The 20,457-nt window shown below is 64.7% G+C and carries 16 protein-coding genes and 1 tRNA gene; 6 read left to right on the top strand and 11 right to left on the bottom strand.

Going from position 1 to position 20,457, the window contains the following annotated elements; translation table 11 throughout:
- Positions 1–18 precede the first annotated feature (18 nt).
- Positions 19–1,041, bottom strand: coding sequence for a non-homologous end-joining DNA ligase (gene ligD / locus ACWA13_RS08560; RefSeq protein WP_463937695.1), 1,023 nt, complete (start codon positions 1,039–1,041; stop codon positions 19–21).
- Positions 1,042–1,120: 79 nt separating this feature from the next.
- On the opposite strand from ligD (ACWA13_RS08560), the gene ACWA13_RS08555 reads away from it, so the two are divergent.
- On the top strand, positions 1,121–1,786 hold the full coding sequence (locus tag ACWA13_RS08555; protein ID WP_463937694.1) for an alpha/beta hydrolase family protein: 666 nt from the start codon (positions 1,121–1,123) through the stop codon (positions 1,784–1,786).
- Between the two features lie 62 nt (positions 1,787–1,848).
- On the opposite strand, the gene ACWA13_RS08550 is transcribed toward ACWA13_RS08555, so the two are convergent.
- From ACWA13_RS08550 to ACWA13_RS08535, 4 genes are all read right to left on the bottom strand, one after another.
- Positions 1,849–2,001 carry a hypothetical protein gene (locus ACWA13_RS08550; protein ID WP_463937693.1) on the bottom strand — a complete coding sequence of 51 codons (153 nt, stop codon included), beginning with the start codon at positions 1,999–2,001 and terminating at the stop codon, positions 1,849–1,851.
- Positions 2,002–2,153: 152 nt separating this feature from the next.
- Positions 2,154–4,889 (bottom strand): ATP-dependent helicase HrpB, encoded by a 2,736-nt coding sequence (gene hrpB, locus ACWA13_RS08545; protein ID WP_463937692.1) that lies wholly within the window; start codon positions 4,887–4,889, stop codon positions 2,154–2,156.
- Between the two features lie 80 nt (positions 4,890–4,969).
- Positions 4,970–5,395 (bottom strand): ChaB family protein, encoded by a 426-nt coding sequence (locus ACWA13_RS08540; protein WP_463937691.1) that lies wholly within the window; start codon positions 5,393–5,395, stop codon positions 4,970–4,972.
- Positions 5,396–5,445: 50 nt separating this feature from the next.
- Positions 5,446–6,381, bottom strand: coding sequence for a 5'-3' exonuclease (locus tag ACWA13_RS08535; protein WP_463937888.1), 936 nt, complete (start codon positions 6,379–6,381; stop codon positions 5,446–5,448).
- A 133-nt stretch (positions 6,382–6,514) separates the two neighbouring features.
- Here ACWA13_RS08535 and arfB point away from each other — a divergent pair, with 133 nt between their 5' ends.
- The 3 genes from arfB (at position 6,515) to ACWA13_RS08520 (ending at position 8,941) form a co-directional block, all read left to right on the top strand.
- The gene (arfB, locus tag ACWA13_RS08530) at positions 6,515–6,937 is read left to right on the top strand and encodes an alternative ribosome rescue aminoacyl-tRNA hydrolase ArfB (protein WP_463937690.1); all 423 of its coding nucleotides are present in this window, start codon (positions 6,515–6,517) and stop codon (positions 6,935–6,937) included.
- Positions 6,938–7,013: 76 nt separating this feature from the next.
- The gene (ligD, locus tag ACWA13_RS08525; RefSeq protein ID WP_463937689.1) at positions 7,014–8,261 is read left to right on the top strand and encodes a non-homologous end-joining DNA ligase; all 1,248 of its coding nucleotides are present in this window, start codon (positions 7,014–7,016) and stop codon (positions 8,259–8,261) included.
- Positions 8,258–8,941, top strand: coding sequence for an alpha/beta fold hydrolase (locus tag ACWA13_RS08520; RefSeq protein WP_463937688.1), 684 nt, complete (start codon positions 8,258–8,260; stop codon positions 8,939–8,941). The genes ligD (ACWA13_RS08525) and ACWA13_RS08520 overlap by 4 nt, the downstream gene beginning before the upstream one ends.
- Positions 8,942–8,956: 15 nt before the next feature.
- Here ACWA13_RS08520 and ACWA13_RS08515 read toward each other — a convergent pair whose 3' ends face one another.
- The gene (locus ACWA13_RS08515) at positions 8,957–9,310 is read right to left on the bottom strand and encodes a TraR/DksA family transcriptional regulator (protein ID WP_463937687.1); all 354 of its coding nucleotides are present in this window, start codon (positions 9,308–9,310) and stop codon (positions 8,957–8,959) included.
- A 209-nt stretch (positions 9,311–9,519) separates the two neighbouring features.
- Here ACWA13_RS08515 and ACWA13_RS08510 point away from each other — a divergent pair, with 209 nt between their 5' ends.
- The gene (locus tag ACWA13_RS08510; protein WP_463937686.1) at positions 9,520–10,311 is read left to right on the top strand and encodes a PIG-L deacetylase family protein; all 792 of its coding nucleotides are present in this window, start codon (positions 9,520–9,522) and stop codon (positions 10,309–10,311) included.
- A gap of 99 nt (positions 10,312–10,410) precedes the next feature.
- On the opposite strand, the gene ACWA13_RS08505 is transcribed toward ACWA13_RS08510, so the two are convergent.
- Positions 10,411–10,492: transfer RNA gene (locus ACWA13_RS08505), tRNA-Leu, on the bottom strand.
- Positions 10,493–10,690: 198 nt separating this feature from the next.
- On the opposite strand from ACWA13_RS08505, the gene ACWA13_RS08500 reads away from it, so the two are divergent.
- The gene (locus tag ACWA13_RS08500; RefSeq protein WP_463937685.1) at positions 10,691–11,296 is read left to right on the top strand and encodes an ANTAR domain-containing response regulator; all 606 of its coding nucleotides are present in this window, start codon (positions 10,691–10,693) and stop codon (positions 11,294–11,296) included.
- Between the two features lie 148 nt (positions 11,297–11,444).
- Here ACWA13_RS08500 and pyk read toward each other — a convergent pair whose 3' ends face one another.
- The 4 genes from pyk to lgt form a co-directional block, all read right to left on the bottom strand.
- Positions 11,445–12,953: a pyruvate kinase gene (pyk, locus tag ACWA13_RS08495; protein WP_463937684.1), complete on the bottom strand. Its 1,509-nt coding sequence runs from the start codon at positions 12,951–12,953 to the stop codon at positions 11,445–11,447.
- A gap of 70 nt (positions 12,954–13,023) precedes the next feature.
- Positions 13,024–14,481, bottom strand: a complete 1,458-nt coding sequence (locus tag ACWA13_RS08490; RefSeq protein WP_463937683.1) for a glutamate synthase subunit beta — start codon at positions 14,479–14,481, stop codon at positions 13,024–13,026.
- Positions 14,474–19,090, bottom strand: a complete 4,617-nt coding sequence (gene gltB, locus ACWA13_RS08485) for a glutamate synthase large subunit (protein ID WP_463937682.1) — start codon at positions 19,088–19,090, stop codon at positions 14,474–14,476. Before gltB ends, ACWA13_RS08490 begins: the two co-directional genes overlap by 8 nt.
- Before the next feature lie 259 nt (positions 19,091–19,349).
- Positions 19,350–20,453, bottom strand: a complete 1,104-nt coding sequence (gene lgt / locus ACWA13_RS08480; RefSeq protein ID WP_463937681.1) for a prolipoprotein diacylglyceryl transferase — start codon at positions 20,451–20,453, stop codon at positions 19,350–19,352.
- Between the last annotated feature and the right edge of the window lie 4 nt (positions 20,454–20,457).

Here is a 20,457-nt window from a genome sequence, read left to right as displayed (position 1 = left end):
GGGGCCGGGACATGCCTCTTATGCCGGCTTCTTCGCACGGCTTGGCTGCACGCGCGGCGGTTCACCGGGCATCTTGGGATAGTCCGGCGGGAACGGCAACTCCCCCAGGCCGGCGGCCAGGTCCCTGTCCCACCACTCCAACAGCGTGCTGATGCTGCCGGGGTTCTCATGCATCCCGCTCCAGGGATCTCCGCTGGATTTGAGCCTGTCCGGGACGGTAAGGATAGTGAATGCCTTCGGATCCGTGCTGCCCAGTTCATCCCACGTCACCGGACACGAGACCGGGGCGTGCGGGAGCGGCCGTGGACTGTAGGCGCCAGCCATGGTGCGGTCGCGGTTTGCCTGGTTGAAGTCCAGGAAGATCCTGGTACCGCGTTCCTCCTTCCACCAGTTCGTGGTGACTTTGTCCGGCATCCGCCGCTCCAGCTCCCGGCAGGCAGCGATGACCGCGTGCCGTACATCCAGGAACTCATATTCAGGCTTGACGGGAGCGAAAACATGCAGCCCCCGGTTTCCTGACGTCTTGACAAAGGTGGCCAGGCCGGCCTCGGCCAGGACGTCCCTCAGGGCAAATGCGACCGGAACGGCGTCGTCGAAGTCCGTGCCGGGCTGGGGATCGAGATCGATACGCAACTGGTCGGGGTTGTCTGTGTTGGCCGTCCGCGAGGGCCAGGGGTGGAAGACGACGGTATTCATTTGGACAGCCCAGACGGCTGCGGCCGGTTCATCAAGCACCAGCTGGGGATGGGAACGGGCGCTGGGGTAAACCACTTTGACGGAGCGGATGAAATCCGGCGCGCCCTTGGGCGGGTTCTTGGAGAAGAAGAAGTCGCCGTCAACGTTCTCCGAATAGCGCTGCAGCGATACCGGGCGGTCGCCGTTGGCTTCTATGAAGGGCTCACCCACTGCCACCATGTAAGTGGCCAGGTCGAGTTTGGTAAGGCCCAACTCCGGCCAGAGGACCCTGCTGGGGCTGGAAAGCCGCACTTCGCGGTCGCCATGTGGTCCGGGGACTGTCAGGATGGTCTGCTCACTCGCCATGATGACAAGCTACACCCCGGCACTCAGAGGCGGTACCTTCCTGCTCAGCTGCGGTCCGCCAAACGGGCATGATAAGTGCATGCCCGTTTCCGAATCACAGTTGACCATTCCCATGGCAGAGACGCCGCTTTCCGCCAGTTACCTCCGGCCGGGCCAACCCGTGGCAATGCTGGTCCTTGCCCACGGCGCCGGTGCCGGGAAGGAGCACCCTTTTATGGCCGGCCTGGCTGCAGCCCTGGCTGACCGGGGCGTCGCCACGCTCCGGTTCAATTTCCCTTACCGCGACGCAGGACGCAAGTTCCCTGACCGTCCTCCCGTTGCCATTGCAGCCTGGCGCGCGGCCATGGCTGTTGCGGAGGAGCTCGAACCCGGGCTGGCCCGCTGGGCCGCGGGCAAATCATTTGGCGGGCGCATGGCGTCTATGGCAGTTGCCGAGGGGATGGACGCTGCCGGGCTGGTGTACCTGGGTTACCCGCTGCACCCGCCGGGCAAGCCGGAGAAGGTGCGGGACGAGCACCTCTACGGGCTGACTCTGCCCATGCTGTTCCTGCAGGGCAGCCGGGACACTTTCGCCACCCCGCAGATCCTGGAGGACGTGGTGCACCGGATCGGACCGACTGCCCGGCTGCAGTGGCTACAAGGCGGGGACCATTCCTTTGCGGTTGCCGGCACAAAGCGCAGCGCCGAGGACGTGGGGGCTTCAGTGGCGGGGTTGGCCGCGGACTTCGTCCTGGCCCACAGCTGACATTGGATCCCGCCCGGCCGGCAACACTGCCGACCGGGCGGGGAGTCTTGAATCGGACGGGACTAGGAGGCGTCCTCGTGCCACCAGCCTTCCCAGGCTGCGGAGGTCAACTGCCCCTCAGGAAAGTTCGTTTTAGCCGTGCCGGAGCCAAAGGAGCGGCTCTCGTCGTTGGAATCGGAATCAAGCAAAAGGTTAAGGGTGTTCAGGAGAAACATCTTTACGTCCTTTCGGGTCAGTGGTGGACTTCGTTGTCCAGGTGCTGATCAGCCTAGCCCGGTCATGTTTCAGGGCATCGACGTGAGGTTTCCATCGTGTATCAGACATCTCACGCGGTTTCCGCCCCTGGTGGAGCTTCCCTTGAACCGGGCTATTTCCGTCCCTTGGTCCGTGCGGTTGCCGGCGCCGTCCAGGGATCCTCCGGCCAGGGATGCCGGGGGTAGCGCCCGCGCATCTCGGCCCGCACCTGGGTATAAGGTCCGGACCAGAAGGACGTCAGGTCATCCGTTACGGCCAGCGGCCGGCGCGCCGGCGAGAGCAAGTGGAAGAGTACGGGTACGCGTCCGTCCACAAGGCGCGGCGTCTCTGCCAGCCCGAAGCACTCCTGGAGTTTGACAGCCACAACGGGACGGCCGGCGTCGTGAGTGGAATTAGCAGGATTCGCGGATCCATCAGCGGTCCTGTAATCCTCCATTGCCGGGTAGATGACGGCGGCACGGGAGCCGCTGGGCACCTCAAGGCGCTCCGGGGCGAGTTCCGCCAGACGGCCGGCCTCCGGCCAGGGCAGGAGCCTCCGCAGCGGATCCGCAAGGTCGATGCTGCTCGTCGGCGCCCCACTGGCCACGGCCGCCAGCTCCGGGGCCAGCCACTCGTCCAGCCGGGCCAGCAGGGCCTCTTCAGAGACGTCCGGCCACGGTTCACCCAGCTCCCCACGGATAAAGGCCAGGCGCCGCCGCAGGGTATCTGCCGCCGTCGACCATCCGATTACTTCCAGGCCCTCCTTCAGAAGTGCAGCCGCCACCGCTGCACGGCCTTCCTCCGGCGAAGGCCTGACGGAGGTGGAGGCCAGCACGATGGCGCCCAGCCGCCGGACACGTTTTGCGGTGACGCGGCCCTGGCTGAAGCGGGCTTCGACGGCGTCGGTCACAAGCTCCCGGGCAGCCGCTTGTGCGGTCTCGAGGGAAATGGGTGCGGCCGCACGGATCACGGCCCCGGTTCCTGCGGCATCGCGCCCCTGCGCACGCGATACGTCAGCTACCGCCAACCATTCATGACCGGCGAGGCTGCTGCCGGCAGGCAAGCCGGCGCGCGTTCCCGAGGACAGCAGGTAACTCTCGGGACCGCCGCCGGAAACACGGCGTGCCACCCGGTCCGGGAACGCGAGTGCGACGACAGCGCCCACCGCTTCCCTGTCCGGAACGGATCCTCCAGCGGTACGTCCGGGAGGAACAGAATCTGCGACGCCGGAAGCTTCCTGGCGTGCCATGGCCTCCAGACGGCGGACTTCTTCTGCCCAGCGCCGGGATGCCTGGTCCTTGCCGGCCCGAAGTGAGGCGAGCAGCCGTGGCAGATCGGCTCCGGGGGCACGCTGGTCCCCCGCCACCAGGCCGACCGCTTCCGCGGCACGATGAGCGCCGACGGACGCCGCACCATCGAGCAGAGCCCTGGCAAGGCGCGGATCCGCCGGGATCCTGGCCAGAGCCTTGCCAAGGCCAGTGGCTGCACCATCGGCCTTGATGGCCCCCAGTTCGCGGAGAACCTCGACGGCATCTGCCATCGCCGCATGGGGCGGCGCGTCGGGGAAAGCAAGTCCCTGCCCGCCGGGCGAACCCCAGCAGGCCAGGATCAGGGCCGCACTTGTCAGGTCTGCCACGGCAATTTCCGGGGTTACATGGGCAGGCGCCGATCCATACGTCCTCTGGTCATAACACCGCACGGCCGTACCCGGGCCCTGGCGGGCAGCCCGGCCCGCACGTTGTTCCGCCGAAGCCCGTGAACAGGAGACTGTGACCAGGCCGGACATGCCGCGGCTGGCGTCCCGCCGCGGCTCCCGGGCCAGCCCGGAGTCGATGACCAGCCGAACGCCGGGCACGGTCAGCGACGATTCCGCAAGATCGGTGGAGACAATGATCCGGGGCGGCTCCCCCGGCGTGCGTCCGGACACAGCGCGGTCCTGTTCGGCAGGGCTGGCCTGGCCATGGAGTTCCAGGATTTCGACGGCGGAACCCAGGCGGCCGCGGAGCCGCGCCGCGACATGTTGGACTTCCCGCGCTCCCGGGACAAACACCAGGGCGTCAGAGGCCGGGCTGCCGGTGAGCGCCCGGCCGTGTGCTGCCGCTGCGGTGTCCGCCACGTGGTTGAGGAAGTCGCGGGTCACTCCCCTGGCGTCCAGCCGAGGAACGGGAGCCGGTTGCCACTGGACATCGAGGGGGTACAGGGCGGAAGGGCAGTCGACGACGGGAGCCGGCCTGCCGCCGTCGTGATGTGCTGTTGTTCCCGGACTTCCTGCGCTTCGGGTCCCGAGCAGCGCGGCGAAGCGGGGCGCATCCAGGGTGGCGGACATCGCCACAAGGGCCAGATCGCCGCGGAGCTCACGGACCTCGCCGAGCAGGCCAAGAAGCAGGTCCGTCTCCAGTCCGCGCTCATGGACCTCATCGAGGATCACTGCGGCCGTGGATTCCAGGCCGGGGTCCGCCAGTAGCCGGCGCAGCAGGATTCCGGGGGTGACAAACTCCACCAGGGTATTGGGGCCTGACCTGCGCTCGCCACGCACTGAGTATCCAACACGCCCGCCGAGCTGGCTCCCGTCGAGGAAGGCAAGCCGCCGTGCCGCAGCGCGTACCGCCACCCGCCGCGGCTGGGTAACCATCACGCGTTGCTGGCCGGGCCTGGCGGTGCTGTTGGCAAGAAGCGGCGGAACCAGGGTGGTCTTGCCGGTACCCGGCGGCGCCTGCACTACGACCGCGGCTGAGGGTCCACCTGATTGCAGCGACAGCTCAAGGTCCCGAAGTGAGGACGCGAATGCCAGGCCCCTGCCAATAACGCCGAGGTCAAAGCTTCCGCCCGTCGAGGCACCTTGCGGGACGGGGTTCAGAGGAGATGTCACCCATCCATTGTGCTGGCAACAGCCGCCTACTGGTTTATCCGACGCTGGTCAGGCACTCTTGCCACGTGCCGCCGTCGGGATTACTTGCCGCGTGCCTTGCGGGTGGCAGCATCGTTGGCCTTCTGCAGGGCCTTGACCAGTTGGTCCTTGTTCATGGTTGAGCGGCCCTTGATATCCAGTTCCTTGGCACGCTGATACAAGTGCTCCTTGGACGCGTTCGCGTCCACGCCTCCGGCGGTGGGTTCCTTGGATGCCGCCCCGCCCTCGGCACGCTTGTCCGAAGGCCCCCGATCCTCTTTTGGCTCCCAGTGATCGCCAACCTTCTCATAGCTGTGCTTGAGCGAGGCGTAGGCCGCCCGGGCGGCCCGTTGTTCGTCGTTGTCGTAGGACTCAAGCGCGGAATCGTAGGTTTTGGCGAATGTGTCCTGCGCCTTACGATCAGAACGCTGCAGGGTGGAGGGAAGCTCGCTTTTCACTGCGTGGTCATTCTTGCCGGTTTTTGGCATGGCACCCACACTCCTTTTCATCAGCAGGCTGATTATTTGGTGGCACCAGCTTAGCGACCATCCAGCGCCTTGAGCAGCCGTTGTACCGAACTGCCCAGGTTCCACTCAACGGCCAGCCGCTCAAGCTCCTCGCGCGGTCCGCCCTGCACCGGGTGCAGTTCCGCCCCAGCCTCCTCCATCGAGGGCAGAGCCAGGTCCCGGACCAGCCTGACGACGGCGGGTGCCACCTCGAGATAGTCGGCGGCAGCAACAAGCTTGGACCGCAAAGAACGCGGCAGCCCGCTTCCCTGATCCGCCACCGCTTCCAGCAGGAACTCGAGGGTGCCGTGCTCGGCGAGCAAGGAAGCCGCAGTCTTCTCGCCAATGCCGGCGACTCCCGGCAGGCCGTCCGAGGCATCACCGCGGAGCGTGGCGTAGTCGGCATACTGCTCCGGCAGTACCCGGTACTTCCCCACCACGACGGCGTCAGTCACCTCTTCGAGGTTCCTCATGCCACGCGCCGTGTAAATCACCCGCACCCCGCGGTCATCGTTAACCACCTGGAAGAGATCGCGGTCTCCCGTCACGACGTCCACCGGCATCCGGGCGTGGCTCGCGTAGGTGCCGATGACGTCGTCGGCCTCATGCTCAGCAGCCCCCACAACGGCGATACCCGCGAGCTCCAGGATCCGCCGGATCATTGGAAGTTGTGCTTCCAGGGCGTCGGGGACCACTTCCACATCCGGGGCGTTGGATATAGCCTCACTGACGCGGTGCATCTTGTAGCTCGGAAGGAGGTCCACCCGCCACTGCGGCCGCCAATCGTTGTCCCAGCAGGCGATGAGATGGGTGGCGCCATAGTCCGTGGTGAGCCGGGCGATCATGTCCAGCAGCCCGCGGACAGCGTTCACAGGGGTGCCATCGGAGCGGCGGAGCGTGTCCGGAAGGCCGTAGAAAGCACGGAAGTACAGGGACGCAGTGTCGAGCAGCATCAGGCGGTTGGACATAGCTGATCTTGACACGTTCGGGGCTTGTTCGCCGCCCACCTGCTGAAGGCCTGCGCCCGCTTTGCCGCTGGTTGCCGCTGGTAGCCGCTGGTTTGCCGGAGTTCACGGCGTATCCTCGTGCCACACTTGTTGAATGGACCTGGAGGTATCGACAGAGCTCACGATTCCCGCGGCGGAGCTGGGTTGGCGATTCTCCCGCTCCTCCGGGCCCGGCGGCCAGCATGTAAACACCTCAGACAGCCGGGCCGAGCTGTCCTGGAACGTGGCCGGCTCAGCTGTGCTCTCCGACGATCAGCGGACACAGCTGATGACGCGTTTTGGCCGTCGCCTTATTGCCGGCACGGTCACCGTAACGGCCTCAGAAAACCGCTCTCAGCTCCGAAACCGCGAAATAGCCTTGCGCAAACTTGCGGAGCTCATCGCTGAAGGGCTTGCCCCCGAGGCAGCCGCGCGCCGTCCGACCAAGCCCACCCGGGGCTCGAAACGGCGGCACCTCGCCGCAAAGCAACAGCGCTCAGCAACTAAACGCCAGCGGCAGCGGCCCCCGGCCGAGTAGCGCTGCCGCCTTGGAAGCGGATGGTTGTAGCGCAGCAGGTCTGGCCGGGGCATCCGATCGTTGCTAGCGTGGCGGCATGAGCCCCTCGAAGACCCCGGCCGAGATCCTCGACATTGCCGGCTCTGAGGTCCGCGTCTCGAGCCCGGACAAGGTGGTGTTCCCCGACGCCGGGCTGACGAAGCTCGATCTGGTTCACTACTACCTCGCAGTCGCGGAGGGTGCCTTGCGCGGTGCGGCCGGCCGGCCGATGGTGCTCAAACGTTTTCCAAAAGGCATCGGCTCTGAACCGTTTTTTCAGAAGCGCGTGCCCGAAGCCCATCCGGATTTCATCGATACGGCGACGCTGCACTACGCGTCGGGCACGTCCGCCGAGGAAGCCGTGATCCGCGATGCGGCGGGCCTGGCCTGGGTGGTGAATCTTGGCTGCCTGGACCTGAACCCGCATCCGGTGCGTGCGGAGGACCTCGAGCACCCCGACGAGCTACGGGTGGACCTTGATCCCATGCCCGGAGTCGATTGGTCGCAGATCGTTGACGTCGCCTACGTCGCGGGTGAGGTGCTCGACGACGTCGGGCTGGTGGGATGGCCGAAGACCAGCGGCTCACGCGGCCTCCACATCCTGGTTCGCATCGCGCCCCAGTGGTCCTACCGTGAGGTACGGCTGGCCGCCGAAACGCTCGCACGCGAAGTCGAGAACCGCGCTCCCGGCCTGGCCACCGCGCGGTGGTGGAAGGAGGAGCGCGGCGAGAGTGTATTCGTCGACTTCAACCAGAACGCCAAGGACCGTACCGTGGCTTCCGCCTATTCTGTGCGGCCGCTGCCCGATGCCCGGGTCTCAACCCCGCTCACGTGGGATGAAGTCCGCTCCGCCCGGCCTGAGCAGTTCACGGTGCTGACAGTGCCAGAACGCTTCGCCGACCTGGGTGATCCGCACGCCGGGATTGACGACGCGGTCGGTTCACTGGACGGTTTGCTGGCACTTGCCGCGGAACTGGGCCCGGCGGAGAAACCACCGCGCAGTGGGGAGGGCTCCGGCCGCCGGCAATCCCTGATGCCGCTCATTGAAGTAGCCCGCACCAGGACCAAAGCCGAGGCGCTCGCAGCCCTTGAGGAGTGGAAGTCCCGGCATCCCGACGTCGTTCCTGCCCTGCATCCGGCCGACGTGCTGGTCGACGGCATGCGCGGCTCCAGTTCGCTGTGGTACCGGGTGAGGGTGAACCTACAGCACGTCCCGGAGTCGGAGCGTCCCGCGCAGGAGGAACTCGTCGCCGATTATGACCCATGGGAGGGCAGGCAGTGGCCGGGGCGCGAGGAACAGTCATGAAGACGCAGACCCTCACCGGCGCCGACGGCGTAGCGATCAACGTTGAAGTCAATGGCAATGCAGAGGCACCACCGCTTGTGCTGCTGCACGCCCTCGGTGATCGCGCCGCGGATTGGTCCACGGTTGCGGCAGCCCTGTCCGGGCGCTTCCAGGTGGTTGCGGTGGACCTCCGCGGCCACGGCAGCAGTGGCCGGCCCGGTACGTACACCTTCGAACTGATGCGCGACGACGTCATTGCGGTCCTGGATGCGTTGGACCTCCACGATGTCATCCTGATGGGCCACTCCATGGGCGCGGTGGTCGCCTACCTCATCGCCCAGATCCAACCCGGCAGGGTTGGACGGCTCATCATCGAGGACGCCCCTCCGCCGTTCCCCCGCACCAGGGCACTGCCGGAACGGCCCGACGGCGAGCTGCCGTTCGATTGGGCAGTGGTCCCTGCTATCGCCAGTCAGGTCAACGATCCGTCACGGCGATGGTGGCCGTCCTTGACCGGAATCACGGCGCCTATTCTACTGATCGGGGGCGGAGCAAGCAGCCACGTACCTCAGGAACTGCTGGCCGAAGTCTCGGAGCTCATTCCCGAATGCACGTTTGTCACGCTTGATACCGGGCATAACGTTCACCAGAGCGCACCTGACGAATTCACCAAAGTCGTTACGGAATGGCTGGAAAACTGACAGCTGCCGTGCGTCTCAGGTCCTCCCCGAGGCGTGCTTTATGCAAAAGGGCGTCCAGGGCCGTGCTTCAAGACGGCCTTCCGGAATGAGCGTTCCGCAAACTTCACACAATCCGTAACTGCCATCGGATATCCGGCCCAGGGCGGCCTCGATCTGTTCCAGCCCGGCCCGGCTTTGCTCCAATAGAGCGCCGGCCTGGGAAAGCTCGAAAGCGATGGTGCTGCCCTCCGGATCGTGCTCGTCGTCAACATTGGAGTTTTCGCGGGCAGCACTCACGGACCCGATGTCCTGGCGGAGTGCCTTCAGCAGCGCGTACTTCCGGTCCCGTTCCTCTTCAAGGAGGACCCGGAACTGCTCCATGTTGACCATGGCGTGCAGGCTACCGTGAAAGCCGGGGCAGCGTCGAGGTGCACAGGACTAAACGCTGGTTCGTTCCGAAAACGCTGGTTCGTTACGAAGATGGACCACTGTGCGCCAAGCCTGTCCCGATGGGGGTGCACCGGCAGCCAAATGACGCAGGCCGGTGACGAGGCAGCGTGCACTGTTTTTATGACCTGTCCGGGTTTAATCTCTGACCTATGAATGAGCCGCATTCACTGGCGGTTGTGGTCGCTCACCCGGACGACGACGCGTACGGCTGTGCGGGTTCGATTGCCTTGCACGAAAATGACCCGGACTTTCGGTTCTGCCTGGTGCTGGCAACAGACGGCGCCGCCGGTCAGATCGCTGAGGGCGTGCCGACGACACCGCAGGAACTCGGCGCCTGGCGGCGAAGGGAAAGCACCAACGCCTGGCTTGCGCACGGCACAATTCCCCACCGCCATGTTTGGCTGGACTACGACGACGGGCACCTGCCCGAAGTACATTTTGACGAGCTGGTGGGCAGGATCCTGACAATTCTCCTGGAGGAACGCCCACAGGTCGTGGTGACGTTTGGACCCGACGGAATCACAGGGCACCGGGACCATATCGCCGTCGGCAAGGCCACAGATGAAGCCTTCACGATTGCCCGCAAGGTGCCGGGCCCCGGCCTAAAGCGACTTGTTCACGGTGCTTTGCGCGCATCAACCTTTGAGCGTTGGAACCGCGGGCGACGACTACGGGGCATGGACCCCTGGGACCCCGCCCGCGAATATCACCTGCGTCCTGTTCCCGATGAATGGATCGACATCGACGTCGACACAAGACACGTGGCTCACCGGATCGTCGCAGGTCTGATGGAGCACAAATCCCAAAGGCACGTCCTCGTCGATCCCGGAGTTGACGAGCTCCGCTGGGCCAGAATCGTTTCCCGGGAATCGTCAATCATTGCGTGGCCGCCGAGGCCGGCGGGCAGCCCGCATCTGACCGACCTGTTTGAGGGGCTGTGAGCTGTTCCAACCGGCGAATCCTGACCGGCTCCGCGCGCCGAACACCGCTTGGGCGCAACTCGTTAAAGAAAAAATCCCCTCTGACGAGGGGATCTGCTGTGCCCGAGGTGGGACTCGAACCCACACATCTTTCGATACCGCATTTTGAGTGCGGCGCGTCTGCCAATTCCGCCACTCGGGCCTGCACCACCAGCATAACCGTCCGCTCACAGCTTATTGTGGCCGACGCGATCTGCTCCAGTGCGCGGAATTACTCTACATGCAGATAGGCTGAATTCCAGAATCGCGTCAGTGCCGCCGCAATTGACCATCCGATCAAGCAAAGCCGCGGGCACAACTAAGATAGTGATGTTCCCGCCGTACCTTCCAAGGAGATCCCGTGACCGAATCGACGGAGTCCACGTCCACGTCCCAGCCGGCGCGCCGCGTTGTTGTGGCGGAAGATGAAACCCTGATCCGCCTGGACATTATCGAAATCCTCCGCGGCGAGGGCTACGACGTTGTCGGCGAGGCCGACAACGGCGAGAAGGCAGTGCAGCTGGCCGAAGAGCTTAAGCCGGACCTGGTCCTCATGGACGTCAAGATGCCCGTCATGGATGGCATCACCGCGGCGGAAAAAATCGTCAAAGCACGCATTGCTCCCGTGGTCCTGCTGACGGCGTTCAGCCAGAAGGAACTTGTTGAACGCGCCCGGGACGCCGGCGCCATGGCGTACGTGGTCAAGCCGTTCACCCCGGCAGACCTGATTCCGGCGCTGGAGATCGCGTTGTCCCGCCACGAGGAGATCAAGGCCCTCGAATCCGAGGTCTCGGACCTTCAGGAACAGTTCGCCACCCGCAAGCTCGTAGAGCGTGCCAAGAGCCTGCTCACTACCAAGATGGGCCTGACCGAGCCGGAAGCATTCCGGTGGATTCAGAAGACCTCCATGGACCGCCGGCTCAGCATGCGTGAAGTCGCCGAGACGATCATCAACCAGGTCAACTAGCGCGCATCGCCCGGGTTTCGACAAGCTCAACCACCGAACATTTCGGCACGCTCAACCACCGAACAATCCGGCGAGCTGAACCGCCAAACACACGAGAAAGCCCTCCGCGGATATCCCGCGGAGGGCTTTCTCGTGGTGCGCGTCCGGACTAGGAAACCGGTTCGGCAGCTACCTTGCTCTTCTTTTCCGGCCAGGGGCCAAGCTTCTCCCTGTTCACCGCGGCCTCGCCCGTGCGGGAGGTGTCAGCGAGATCGCCCACCTTGTGAACCTTCAGCGAGTTGGTGGAACCGGCCTTTCCGGGAGGGGAACCGGCAGCGATGACGACGAGGTCGTTATCCTCCACCAGGTCCATCTCCAGCAGGCTGCGGTCGACCTGGGCAGTCATTTCGTCGGTGTGGCCAACCATCGGGACCAGCACCGGCTGGATGCCCCACGTGAGGGCCAGCTGGTTCCAGACCTGCTCCACGGGCGTGAAGGCGAACACCGGCTTGATCGGGCGCAGCCGGGAGAGCCGGCGGGCAGAATCACCGGACTGGGTGAAGGTACAGATGTACTTTGCGTCCAGCTGGTCGGCAATCTCGACGGCGGCACGGGTGATGGCACCGCCACGGGTCTTGGGCTTGGTGCCCAGCGGAGGGACGCGCTCAAGGCCGTGCTTTTCCGTGGACTCGATGATCCGGCCCATGACCTTCACGGTCTCGATCGGGTACTTTCCGACGCTGGTCTCGCCGGACAGCATGACGGCATCCGCACCGTCGAGCACCGCGTTGGCGCAGTCCGAGGCCTCGGCACGCGTGGGACGCGGGTTGTCGATCATGGACTCCAGCACCTGGGTGGCCACGATGACCGGCTTGGCCCAGCGGCGGGCCAGTTCGATGGCGCGCTTCTGGACGATCGGCACCTCTTCGAGCGGAAGCTCAACACCGAGGTCACCACGCGCCACCATGATGGCATCAAAGGCGTCGATGATTTCATGCAGCTGCTCAACGGCCTGCGGCTTCTCGATCTTGGCGATCACCGGAACACGGCGGCCTTCTTCGTCCATGATTTCGTGCACGCGAACAATGTCCGATGCATCGCGAACGAAGGAAAGTGCCACGAGGTCAACGCCGCGGCGCATGGCCCAGCGGAGATCGTCCTCGTCCTTTTCACTCAACGCCGGCACGTTGACGGCTACGCCGGGAAGGTTGATGCCCTTGTTGTTGGACACCATGCCGCCAACGGTTACCTCGGCAACCACCTTGACGTCGTCGACCTCGATGGCACGCAGGGCCACCTTGCCGTCGTCGATCAGCAGGGCATCGCCCACGTTGACGTCCTGGGTGAGGCTCTTCAGTGTGGTGGAGCAGATCTCCTGGGTGCCCGGAACGTCTTCGGTGGTGATCGTGAAGATGTCACCCGCTGCCAAAGCATGCGGTCCGTCAACAAAGCGGCCCAGCCGGATCTTGGGGCCCTGCAGGTCGGCCATGATGGCGACCGGGCGGCCCAGCTCGCCGGCGGCACGCCGGACGTTCTCATAGGTTGAATCATGGACGGTGTAATCACCGTGGCTCATGTTCATGCGGGCAACGTCTACCCCCGCCTCAAGAACTGCAAGCGTGTTCTCATAGCTGGCAATGGCTGGCCCGAAGGTGGCCACTATCTTTGCGCGTCTCATATACCTACCCTAATGGTCTGGTTCTTTTGTTGAGTTGACTTTGAAGTGAACTTCCGGTCGCGATTGATGCCTAAAGAACGGCGATCGCACGGTCGGACGGGGCAACCGGTGCGGGCAGAATGGTGCTGCCCATCAGGAACTTATCGACGGCGGAGGCACACGCCCGGCCCTCGGCGATGGCCCACACAATGAGGGACTGTCCGCGTCCGGCATCACCGGCAACGAAGACAGCTTCCGTGTTGGTCATGTAGGAGCGGTCCCGCGCCACGTTGCCGCGGCCATCGAATTCCGCGTTGACCTGCTCGGTAATGCCTGAAGGCTCAGCACCCGTGAAGCCCAGCGACAGGAAGACGAGGTCAGCGGGAATGATGCGTTCCGTTCCTGCCTTGGGGAGCCGTTTGCCATCCACGAACTCCGTCTCGGCCACCTTGACGCCTGTCAGCTTGCCGTTCTCGCCTACGAACTCGACCGTGGACGCCAGGTAGGTGCGTTCGCCACCTTCCTCGTGCGCGCTAGCCATTTCGAACAGCGTAGGGAATGTCGGCCACGGCTGGTGAGCGGCACGCTCGGCCGGAGGCTGCTGGCCGATAGCCAGCGTGGTGACCGAGGCTGCCTGCTGCCGGTGTGCTGTTCCCAGGCAGTCGGCACCTGTATCGCCACCGCCGAGGATCACTACGTGCTTACCGCGGGCATCAATCAGGTCCGGGACGGCCTCCCCGGCAACCATGCGGTTGGCGGGAACCAGGTAATCCATCGCAAAGTGCACACCGTCCAGCTCGCGGCCGGGGATGGGCAAGTCACGCGGAACGGTCGCTCCGGTGGCCACCACCACTGCATCGTAGCGCCGGCGCAGCTGTTCCCAGGTGACGTCGGTGCCTACCGCGACGCCGGTACGGAATCGGGTGCCTTCGGCCTTCATCTGCTGGACGCGGCGGTCCACCAGCTCCTTTTCCATCTTGAAATCGGGAATGCCGTAACGGAGCAGGCCGCCGATTTTGTCGTCCCGTTCGTACACGGCGACGGTGTGTCCCACCCGGGTGAGCTGCTGTGCCACTGCCAGCCCCGCCGGGCCGGAACCAACCACGGCGACGGTCTTGCCGGTGAGCCGCGCGGGCGGCAGCGGGTACACCCAGCCGTTGTCGTAGGCCTCGTCAATGATCGAGTTCTCCACCTGCTTGATGGTCACTGCGGGCTGGTTGATCCCCAGCACGCAGGACGCCTCGCAGGGTGCCGGGCAGAGCCGGCCGGTGAACTCAGGGAAGTTGTTGGTGGCATGCAGCCGCTCAATTGCTTCCTGGCCCTTGTCCCGCCACATCAGGTCGTTCCATTCAGGAATGAGGTTACCCAGCGGGCACCCCTGGTGGCAGAACGGAACGCCACAGTCCATGCAACGGCCGGCCTGGCTTCTCAGGACACCCTTCTCCTGCGCTTCGTACACTTCCTTCCAGTCCATAATGCGGACGGGAACAGGACGCCGCGGCTGGGTTTCGCGCTGACGTACTTTGAGAAATCCGCGTGGATCAGCCACCGGTTACCTCCAGGATTCGAGACCAGACTTCTTCGCCATCGGGGTCCAGGCCCTCTGCGATGGCGTCAAGCCGTGTTTGAAGCACGGCCGCGTAGTCCCGCGGCAATACCTTGGTAAGACGGGCAGCAGTGTCGTCGAAGTTCTCCAACAGCTGCGCCGCCAGGGCGGACTCGGTTTCCTCAACGTGCTTGACCAGCAGGCCGTGCACGATGTCCCGGTCCTCGGCGTCAAGTTCGCGGAGCTGAAGTTCGCCCGACTGCAACGCGTCCTTGTTGACCTTCGTTTCCTGCAGGTCCAAGACATAGGCAGTTCCGCCGGACATCCCCGCACCGAAGTTGCGGCCCGTCCGTCCGATGATCAGGGTCTGCCCGCCGGTCATGTATTCGCAACCATGGTCCCCAATGCCTTCGACGACGGCAGTGGCACCGGAATTACGCACCAGGAAGCGTTCGCCCACCTGGCCGCGGAGGAACAGCTCGCCGCTGGTGGCGCCGTAGCCGATGACGTTGCCGGCAATGACGTTGCGCTCAGCGGCGAAGACGTTGCTTCGGTCCGGCCGGACGATAATCCGTCCGCCGGACAAGCCCTTGCCCACGTAGTCGTTCGAATCGCCGAAGAGCCGCAGCGTGATGCCCGCGGGCAGGAAGGCGCCCAGCGACTGGCCGGCCGTGCCGTTGAGGGTGATATCGATGGTGTTGGTTGCCAGCACGTCTGTGCCGAACGTCTTGGTCACCACGTGGCCCAGCATGGTACCCACCGAGCGGTCCGTGTTGATCACGTCAACCTGGATCCGTACAGGACTGCGGTCCGTGAGGGCCTCGGTGGACATGCTGATGAGCCGCTGGTCGAAGTGCTTGTCCAGCTCGTGGTTCTGGGTGGTCAGGTTCCGCAAGGGGGCGTCATCGTCGAATTCGAGCCCGTGCAGGATCGGATCCAGGTCCAGCCCTTCGGCCTTCCAGTGGTTGATCGCTTCACGGGTGTCCAGCATCTCGGCGTGGCCGATTGCCTCTTCGATGCTCCGGAACCCGAGTTCGGCGAGGATCTCGCGGACCTCTTCGGCCAGGAATTCAAAGAAGTTGACCACGAATTCGGGCTTGCCGTTGAACCTGGAACGCAGCTCCGGGTTCTGCGTGGCTACACCAACGGGGCACGTATCCAGGTGGCAGACGCGCATCATGATGCAGCCGGAGACCACCAGCGGCGCAGTGGCAAAACCGAATTCCTCGCCACCGAGGAGGGCAGCGATAACAACATCACGGCCGGTCTTGAGCTGGCCGTCCACCTGCACCACCACGCGGTCGCGCAGCCCGTTGAGCATCAGCGTCTGCTGGGTCTCGGCCAGGCCAAGCTCCCACGGGACGCCGGCGTGCTTGAGCGAGTTCAGCGGTGATGCACCGGTGCCGCCGTCATGGCCGGACACCAGTACGACGTCGGCCTTGGCCTTGGTCACGCCGGAGGCCACCGTGCCGATCCCCACTTCAGAGACCAGTTTGACGTGCACCCGGGCCGAGGGGTTGGCGCGCTTGGCGTCATAAATGAGCTGCGCGAGGTCCTCGATCGAGTAGATGTCGTGGTGCGGGGGCGGGGAAATCAGTCCGACGCCGGGGGTCGAGTGCCGTGTCCGAGCCACCCAGGGGTAGACCTTTTGTGCCATCAGCTGGCCGCCCTCGCCGGGCTTGGCACCCTGCGCCATCTTGATCTGGATGTCGTCGGCGTTGCTCAAGTACAGACTGGTGACGCCGAAACGTCCGGAAGCGATCTGCTTGACCGCGGAGCGGCGCTCGGGATCGAGAAGCCTGTCCACATCCTCGCCGCCTTCGCCGGTGTTGGACTTGCCGCCCAGCCGGTTCATGGCAATCGCCAGGGTTTCGTGCGCTTCCTTGGAGATGGAGCCGTAGCTCATGGCACCCGTGGAGAAGCGTTTGACGATGCTGGAGACGGGCTCCACTTCCTCAAGCGGGACTGACGGACGGTGCCCGGTCTTGAACTTCAGCAGGCCGCGGAGGGTCATCAGGTTCTCGGACTGGTCGTCCACTCCCCTGGTGTAAGCCTTGAAGATGTCATAGCGGCGTTCGCGGGTGGCGTGCTGCAACCGGAAGACCGTCTCCGGGTTGAACAGGTGCGGTTCGCCGTCACGACGCCACTGGTATTCCCCGCCGCTGTTCAGCGGCTGGTGCGGAAGCTCGATGCCGTCTTCCGGGTAAGCCGTCCGGTGCCGGGCAAGCACCTCGGCAGCAATGACATCAAGGCCGACGCCGCCCAGCTGGGAGTGGGTGCCGGAGAAGAACTCGTCCACCAGTTCCTGGCCGAGGCCGAGGGCTTCGAAGGTCTGCGCGCCGGTGTAGGAGGCCACGGTGGAGATGCCCATCTTGGACATGATCTTCAAGACGCCCTTGCCAAGGCCCTTGATGAGGTTGTAGACGCCATCCTGCGGCGTGACACCAGTGACGTCACCGCACGCGATGAGCTGCTCCACGGATTCCATGGCCAGGTACGGGTTCACTGCCGAGGCACCGTAACCGACCAGGACCGCGACATGGTGCGTCTCGCGGACGTCGCCTGCCTCCACGACCAGGGCCGTCTTGGTGCGGTTGGCGCTGCGCAGCAGGTGGTGGTGCACCGCGCTGACCAGCAGCAGCGAAGGGATAGGTGCCCACTGGGCGCTGGAGTCACGGTCCGACAGAACGATGTACTGGACACCGCGGTTAATCGCTCCGGACACCTGCTCGCAGATTTCCGTGAGCCGGGCCCGCAGGGCTGCCTCGCCGCCCTCGGGACGGTAGAGGCCCCGAACCTTCATGGCGACGCGGTCGCCGTCGGCGTTTTCGATATTGGCAATCTTCGCCAGCTGATCGTTATTGATCACCGGGAAGGGCAACGAGACCTGCGGCTGCCTGACCTGGTTGGTGTCCAGCAGGTTGCCGTTAGGGCCGATGGCACACGTCAGGGACGTGACCAGTTCCTCCCGGATGGCATCCAGCGGTGGATTGGTGACCTGCGCGAAGGACTGCACAAAGTAGTCAAAGAGCAACCGCGGGCGCTTTGAAAGGACGGCAACGGGAGTGTCCGAACCCATCGCGCCAAGCGGCTCGGCCCCGGTGCGGGCCATCGGACCCAAGAGGATCCGCAGTTCTTCCGTGGTGTAGCCGAAAGTGCGCTGGCGGATGTTTACCGAGGCCGCGGTGTGCACCACGTGCTCGCGTTCCGGCAGATCCTTGAGGTCAATGAGGTTTTCCTCGACCCAATCAGCCCAGGGGTTCGCAGCTGCAACCTCGGCCTTAACCTCGGCGTCGCTGATGATGCGGCCGGCATCGGTATCGACCAGGAACATCCTGCCCGGCGAAACCCGGCCCTTTTTGACCACCTTGGAGGGTTCGACGTCGATGACGCCAACTTCCGAGGCGAAGACAATCAGGCCGTCTTCGGTGATCCAGTACCGGCCCGGACGGAGCCCGTTGCGGTCCAGGGTGGCGCCCACGAGGTTGCCGTCGGTGAAGGAAACAGCAGCGGGCCCGTCCCACGGCTCCATCAGGAGGGAGTGGTATTCGTAGAATGCGCGGCGTGCAGGATCCATCGTGGCGTGGTTTTCCCAGGCCTCGGGGATCATCATCATGATGGCGTGCGTGATGGGACGGCCGGACAGCCAGAGCAATTCGGCAACTTCATCGAAGGACGCAGAGTCAGAGGCACCAGGAGTGCAGATCGGGAAGAGTTCCTCGGGAGCATCACCCAGCAACGGACTGGCCAGCTGGGACTGGCGGGCGCGCATCCAGTTGCGGTTGCCCTTGACCGTGTTGATTTCGCCGTTGTGGGCGATAGTCCGGAACGGCTGCGCCAGCGGCCACGACGGGAAGGTATTGGTGGAGAAGCGGGAGTGGACAATCGCCAGTTTGGTCTTGAACCGCTTGTCCGAAAGGTCCGGGTAAAACGGCTCCAGCTGCGCGGTGGTCAGCATTCCCTTGTAGACGATGGTCCGGGAGGACAGCGACGGGAAGTACACGCCGAACTTATTCTGCGCGCGCTTGCGGATCCGCCAGGCCTTGGCGTCCAGGTCATTGCGTTCCAGGTGTTCGCCGGTTGCCGAGGCAAGGAACAGCTGGGAAAAGTACGGCATGCAGGCGCGGGCCATGGCGCCCACCAGGTCGGCAACGATCGGTACCTCGCGCCAGCCCAGGACGGTCAGCCCTTCATCCGCGGCAAGGCTTTCGATTCCGGCCTTGGCAGCTTCAGCCTCACGGGCCTCGGCCGGCAGGAATGCTGTGCCCGCGGCGTACTGCCCGGGAGCCGGGAGCTCAAATGCGGTGACAGCACGGAAGAATTCGTCCGGGATCTGCATCAGGAGGCCGGCGCCGTCGCCCGTGCCCTCGTCGGCGCCAACGGCACCGCGGTGTTCGAGGTTACGGAGGGCCGTCAGCGCGGCATCAACAATGTCGTAGCCGGGTTCGCCGCGAAGCGTGGCGATGATGGCCAGGCCGCAGGCGTCCTTTTCATTGTCCGGGTTATAGAGCCCCGAAGCCTCAGGAAGTGCCGCAAAGCGTTTGAACGGCGACATGGCAGCCTCAGGCCGGTCTGGTTCAGACCAACTGGGGCTGTGAAGAGTTTGGGTCATGGGAGACGTCCTTCCTCCTGATCGTGCGTATGGAAGGGACAACACTGGCCCCACTCAGAGCGCCTATAGGGGGGCACAACAAGTGTTAGTTACTCGAATTGTAGGTCAGGAGGCCCTGCGCAACGAAGAGTTACGTTGGACTCCTGGCCCAAGGCCCCGCCGTCGGCTCCTCTAAGCTTCCGGGTGGGCCCTGCTGCCACAACGTTGTGGAACGGGTGCTGGCGAGTGATAACTCCGCTGCCCTGGTGACGGTGCTGGCCTATTTGGTCCGGCCAGCGCCCGGTGTGGTCCCTGCGGCGTCATCACGGGCATCTCCGGGTGCCGGTGCTGCAGGCTTCGGTTCGCCTTCCGTTGGTTCGGAAGACACGCCTGTGCCGCTTTGGTTATCTGGGAGATTATCACGCGGGCCGGTGTCGGAGACACCACCTTCCGTATCCCGGACCGGTTCGTCGGTTGTGGCCGGTTCATGACCTGGAAGGTAGACCGTATCGGGGTCAGGGCGTTTGCGGTAGCGGAGGACCACAAAGATCGCGATGGCAACCAGGAAAACGACGATGCTGGTCCAGACGTTGAGCCTGGCGGTGATCCCGAAGAGGGCGACCTGCTCGGCGTCGTCTATCCGCATGGCTTCGATCCAGACCCGGCCCAGGGTGTAGTACACCGCATAGAGCCAGAAGAGCCGGCCGTGCCGGAAGGCAAAGCGCCGGTCGAGGGCCAGGAGGATGACGACGCCCGCGATGTTCCACAGCGATTCATAGAGGAACGTGGGGTGGAACAGGGTGTCCGCCGGCGCTCCTGCCGGGAAGTTGGCGTTGTCCGCATCAATCTGCAGACCCCACGGCAAAGTGGTGGGACCGCCGAAAAGCTCCTGGTTGAAATAATTTCCCCAGCGGCCCAGCGCTTGGGCCAGCAGAAGTCCGGGCGCCGCGGCGTCCAGGAAGGCAGGCAGTTTGACGCCTGCACGCCGGCAACCGATCCAGGCTCCGAGAACGCCAAGCACCACCGCGCCCCAGATACCCAGGCCACCCCTCCAGAGCTGTGGAATCAGGGAGAGATCTCCGGTGCCGTCAAACCCCGGCCCGAAGTAGGCGTCAGGGGAGGACACCACGTGATAAAGCCGGCCGCCGATGATCCCGAACGGGATCGCCCAGATCACGATGTCCCAGATGCTGCCTTCAGGACCGCCACGGCGTGACCAGCGGCGGGAAGTCAGCCACAGCCCCGCCACGATTCCGGCCAGGATGCACAAGGCATAGGCGTGGATGCGCAGGGACCCCCACGGCAGCGGAATGTCGAAGCCGGACCAGCCGGGGCTGGGGATGCTTGCCGGCACCATGGCCGCTGCGAATTGGAGGGTCTCCATGGTT

It is taken from the genome of Pseudarthrobacter sp. TRD_SC_9 (assembly GCF_055361265.1).
Note: the sequence above shows the minus strand (reverse complement) of the source record. Positions and strands in the feature narration are given on the sequence as shown.

Excerpts from the sequence above, each read along its gene's own strand:
- arfB (WP_463937690.1), top strand. The coding sequence starts at position 6,515 with ATGGACCTGGAGGTATCGACAGAGCTCACGATTCCCGCGGCGGAGCTG.
- ACWA13_RS08540 (WP_463937691.1), bottom strand. The coding sequence starts at position 5,395 with ATGCCAAAAACCGGCAAGAATGACCACGCAGTGAAAAGCGAGCTTCCC.
- ACWA13_RS08515 (WP_463937687.1), bottom strand. The coding sequence starts at position 9,310 with ATGGTCAACATGGAGCAGTTCCGGGTCCTCCTTGAAGAGGAACGGGAC.
- lgt (WP_463937681.1), bottom strand. The coding sequence starts at position 20,453 with ATGGAGACCCTCCAATTCGCAGCGGCCATGGTGCCGGCAAGCATCCCC.
- ligD (WP_463937689.1), top strand. The coding sequence starts at position 7,014 with ATGAGCCCCTCGAAGACCCCGGCCGAGATCCTCGACATTGCCGGCTCT.
- ACWA13_RS08520 (WP_463937688.1), top strand. The coding sequence starts at position 8,258 with ATGAAGACGCAGACCCTCACCGGCGCCGACGGCGTAGCGATCAACGTT.
- ACWA13_RS08535 (WP_463937888.1), bottom strand. The coding sequence starts at position 6,381 with ATGTCCAACCGCCTGATGCTGCTCGACACTGCGTCCCTGTACTTCCGT.
- ACWA13_RS08555 (WP_463937694.1), top strand. The coding sequence starts at position 1,121 with ATGCCCGTTTCCGAATCACAGTTGACCATTCCCATGGCAGAGACGCCG.
- ligD (WP_463937695.1), bottom strand. The coding sequence starts at position 1,041 with ATGGCGAGTGAGCAGACCATCCTGACAGTCCCCGGACCACATGGCGAC.
- ACWA13_RS08510 (WP_463937686.1), top strand. The coding sequence starts at position 9,520 with ATGAATGAGCCGCATTCACTGGCGGTTGTGGTCGCTCACCCGGACGAC.
- pyk (WP_463937684.1), bottom strand. The coding sequence starts at position 12,953 with ATGAGACGCGCAAAGATAGTGGCCACCTTCGGGCCAGCCATTGCCAGC.
- ACWA13_RS08550 (WP_463937693.1), bottom strand. The coding sequence starts at position 2,001 with ATGTTTCTCCTGAACACCCTTAACCTTTTGCTTGATTCCGATTCCAAC.
- gltB (WP_463937682.1), bottom strand. The coding sequence starts at position 19,090 with ATGACCCAAACTCTTCACAGCCCCAGTTGGTCTGAACCAGACCGGCCT.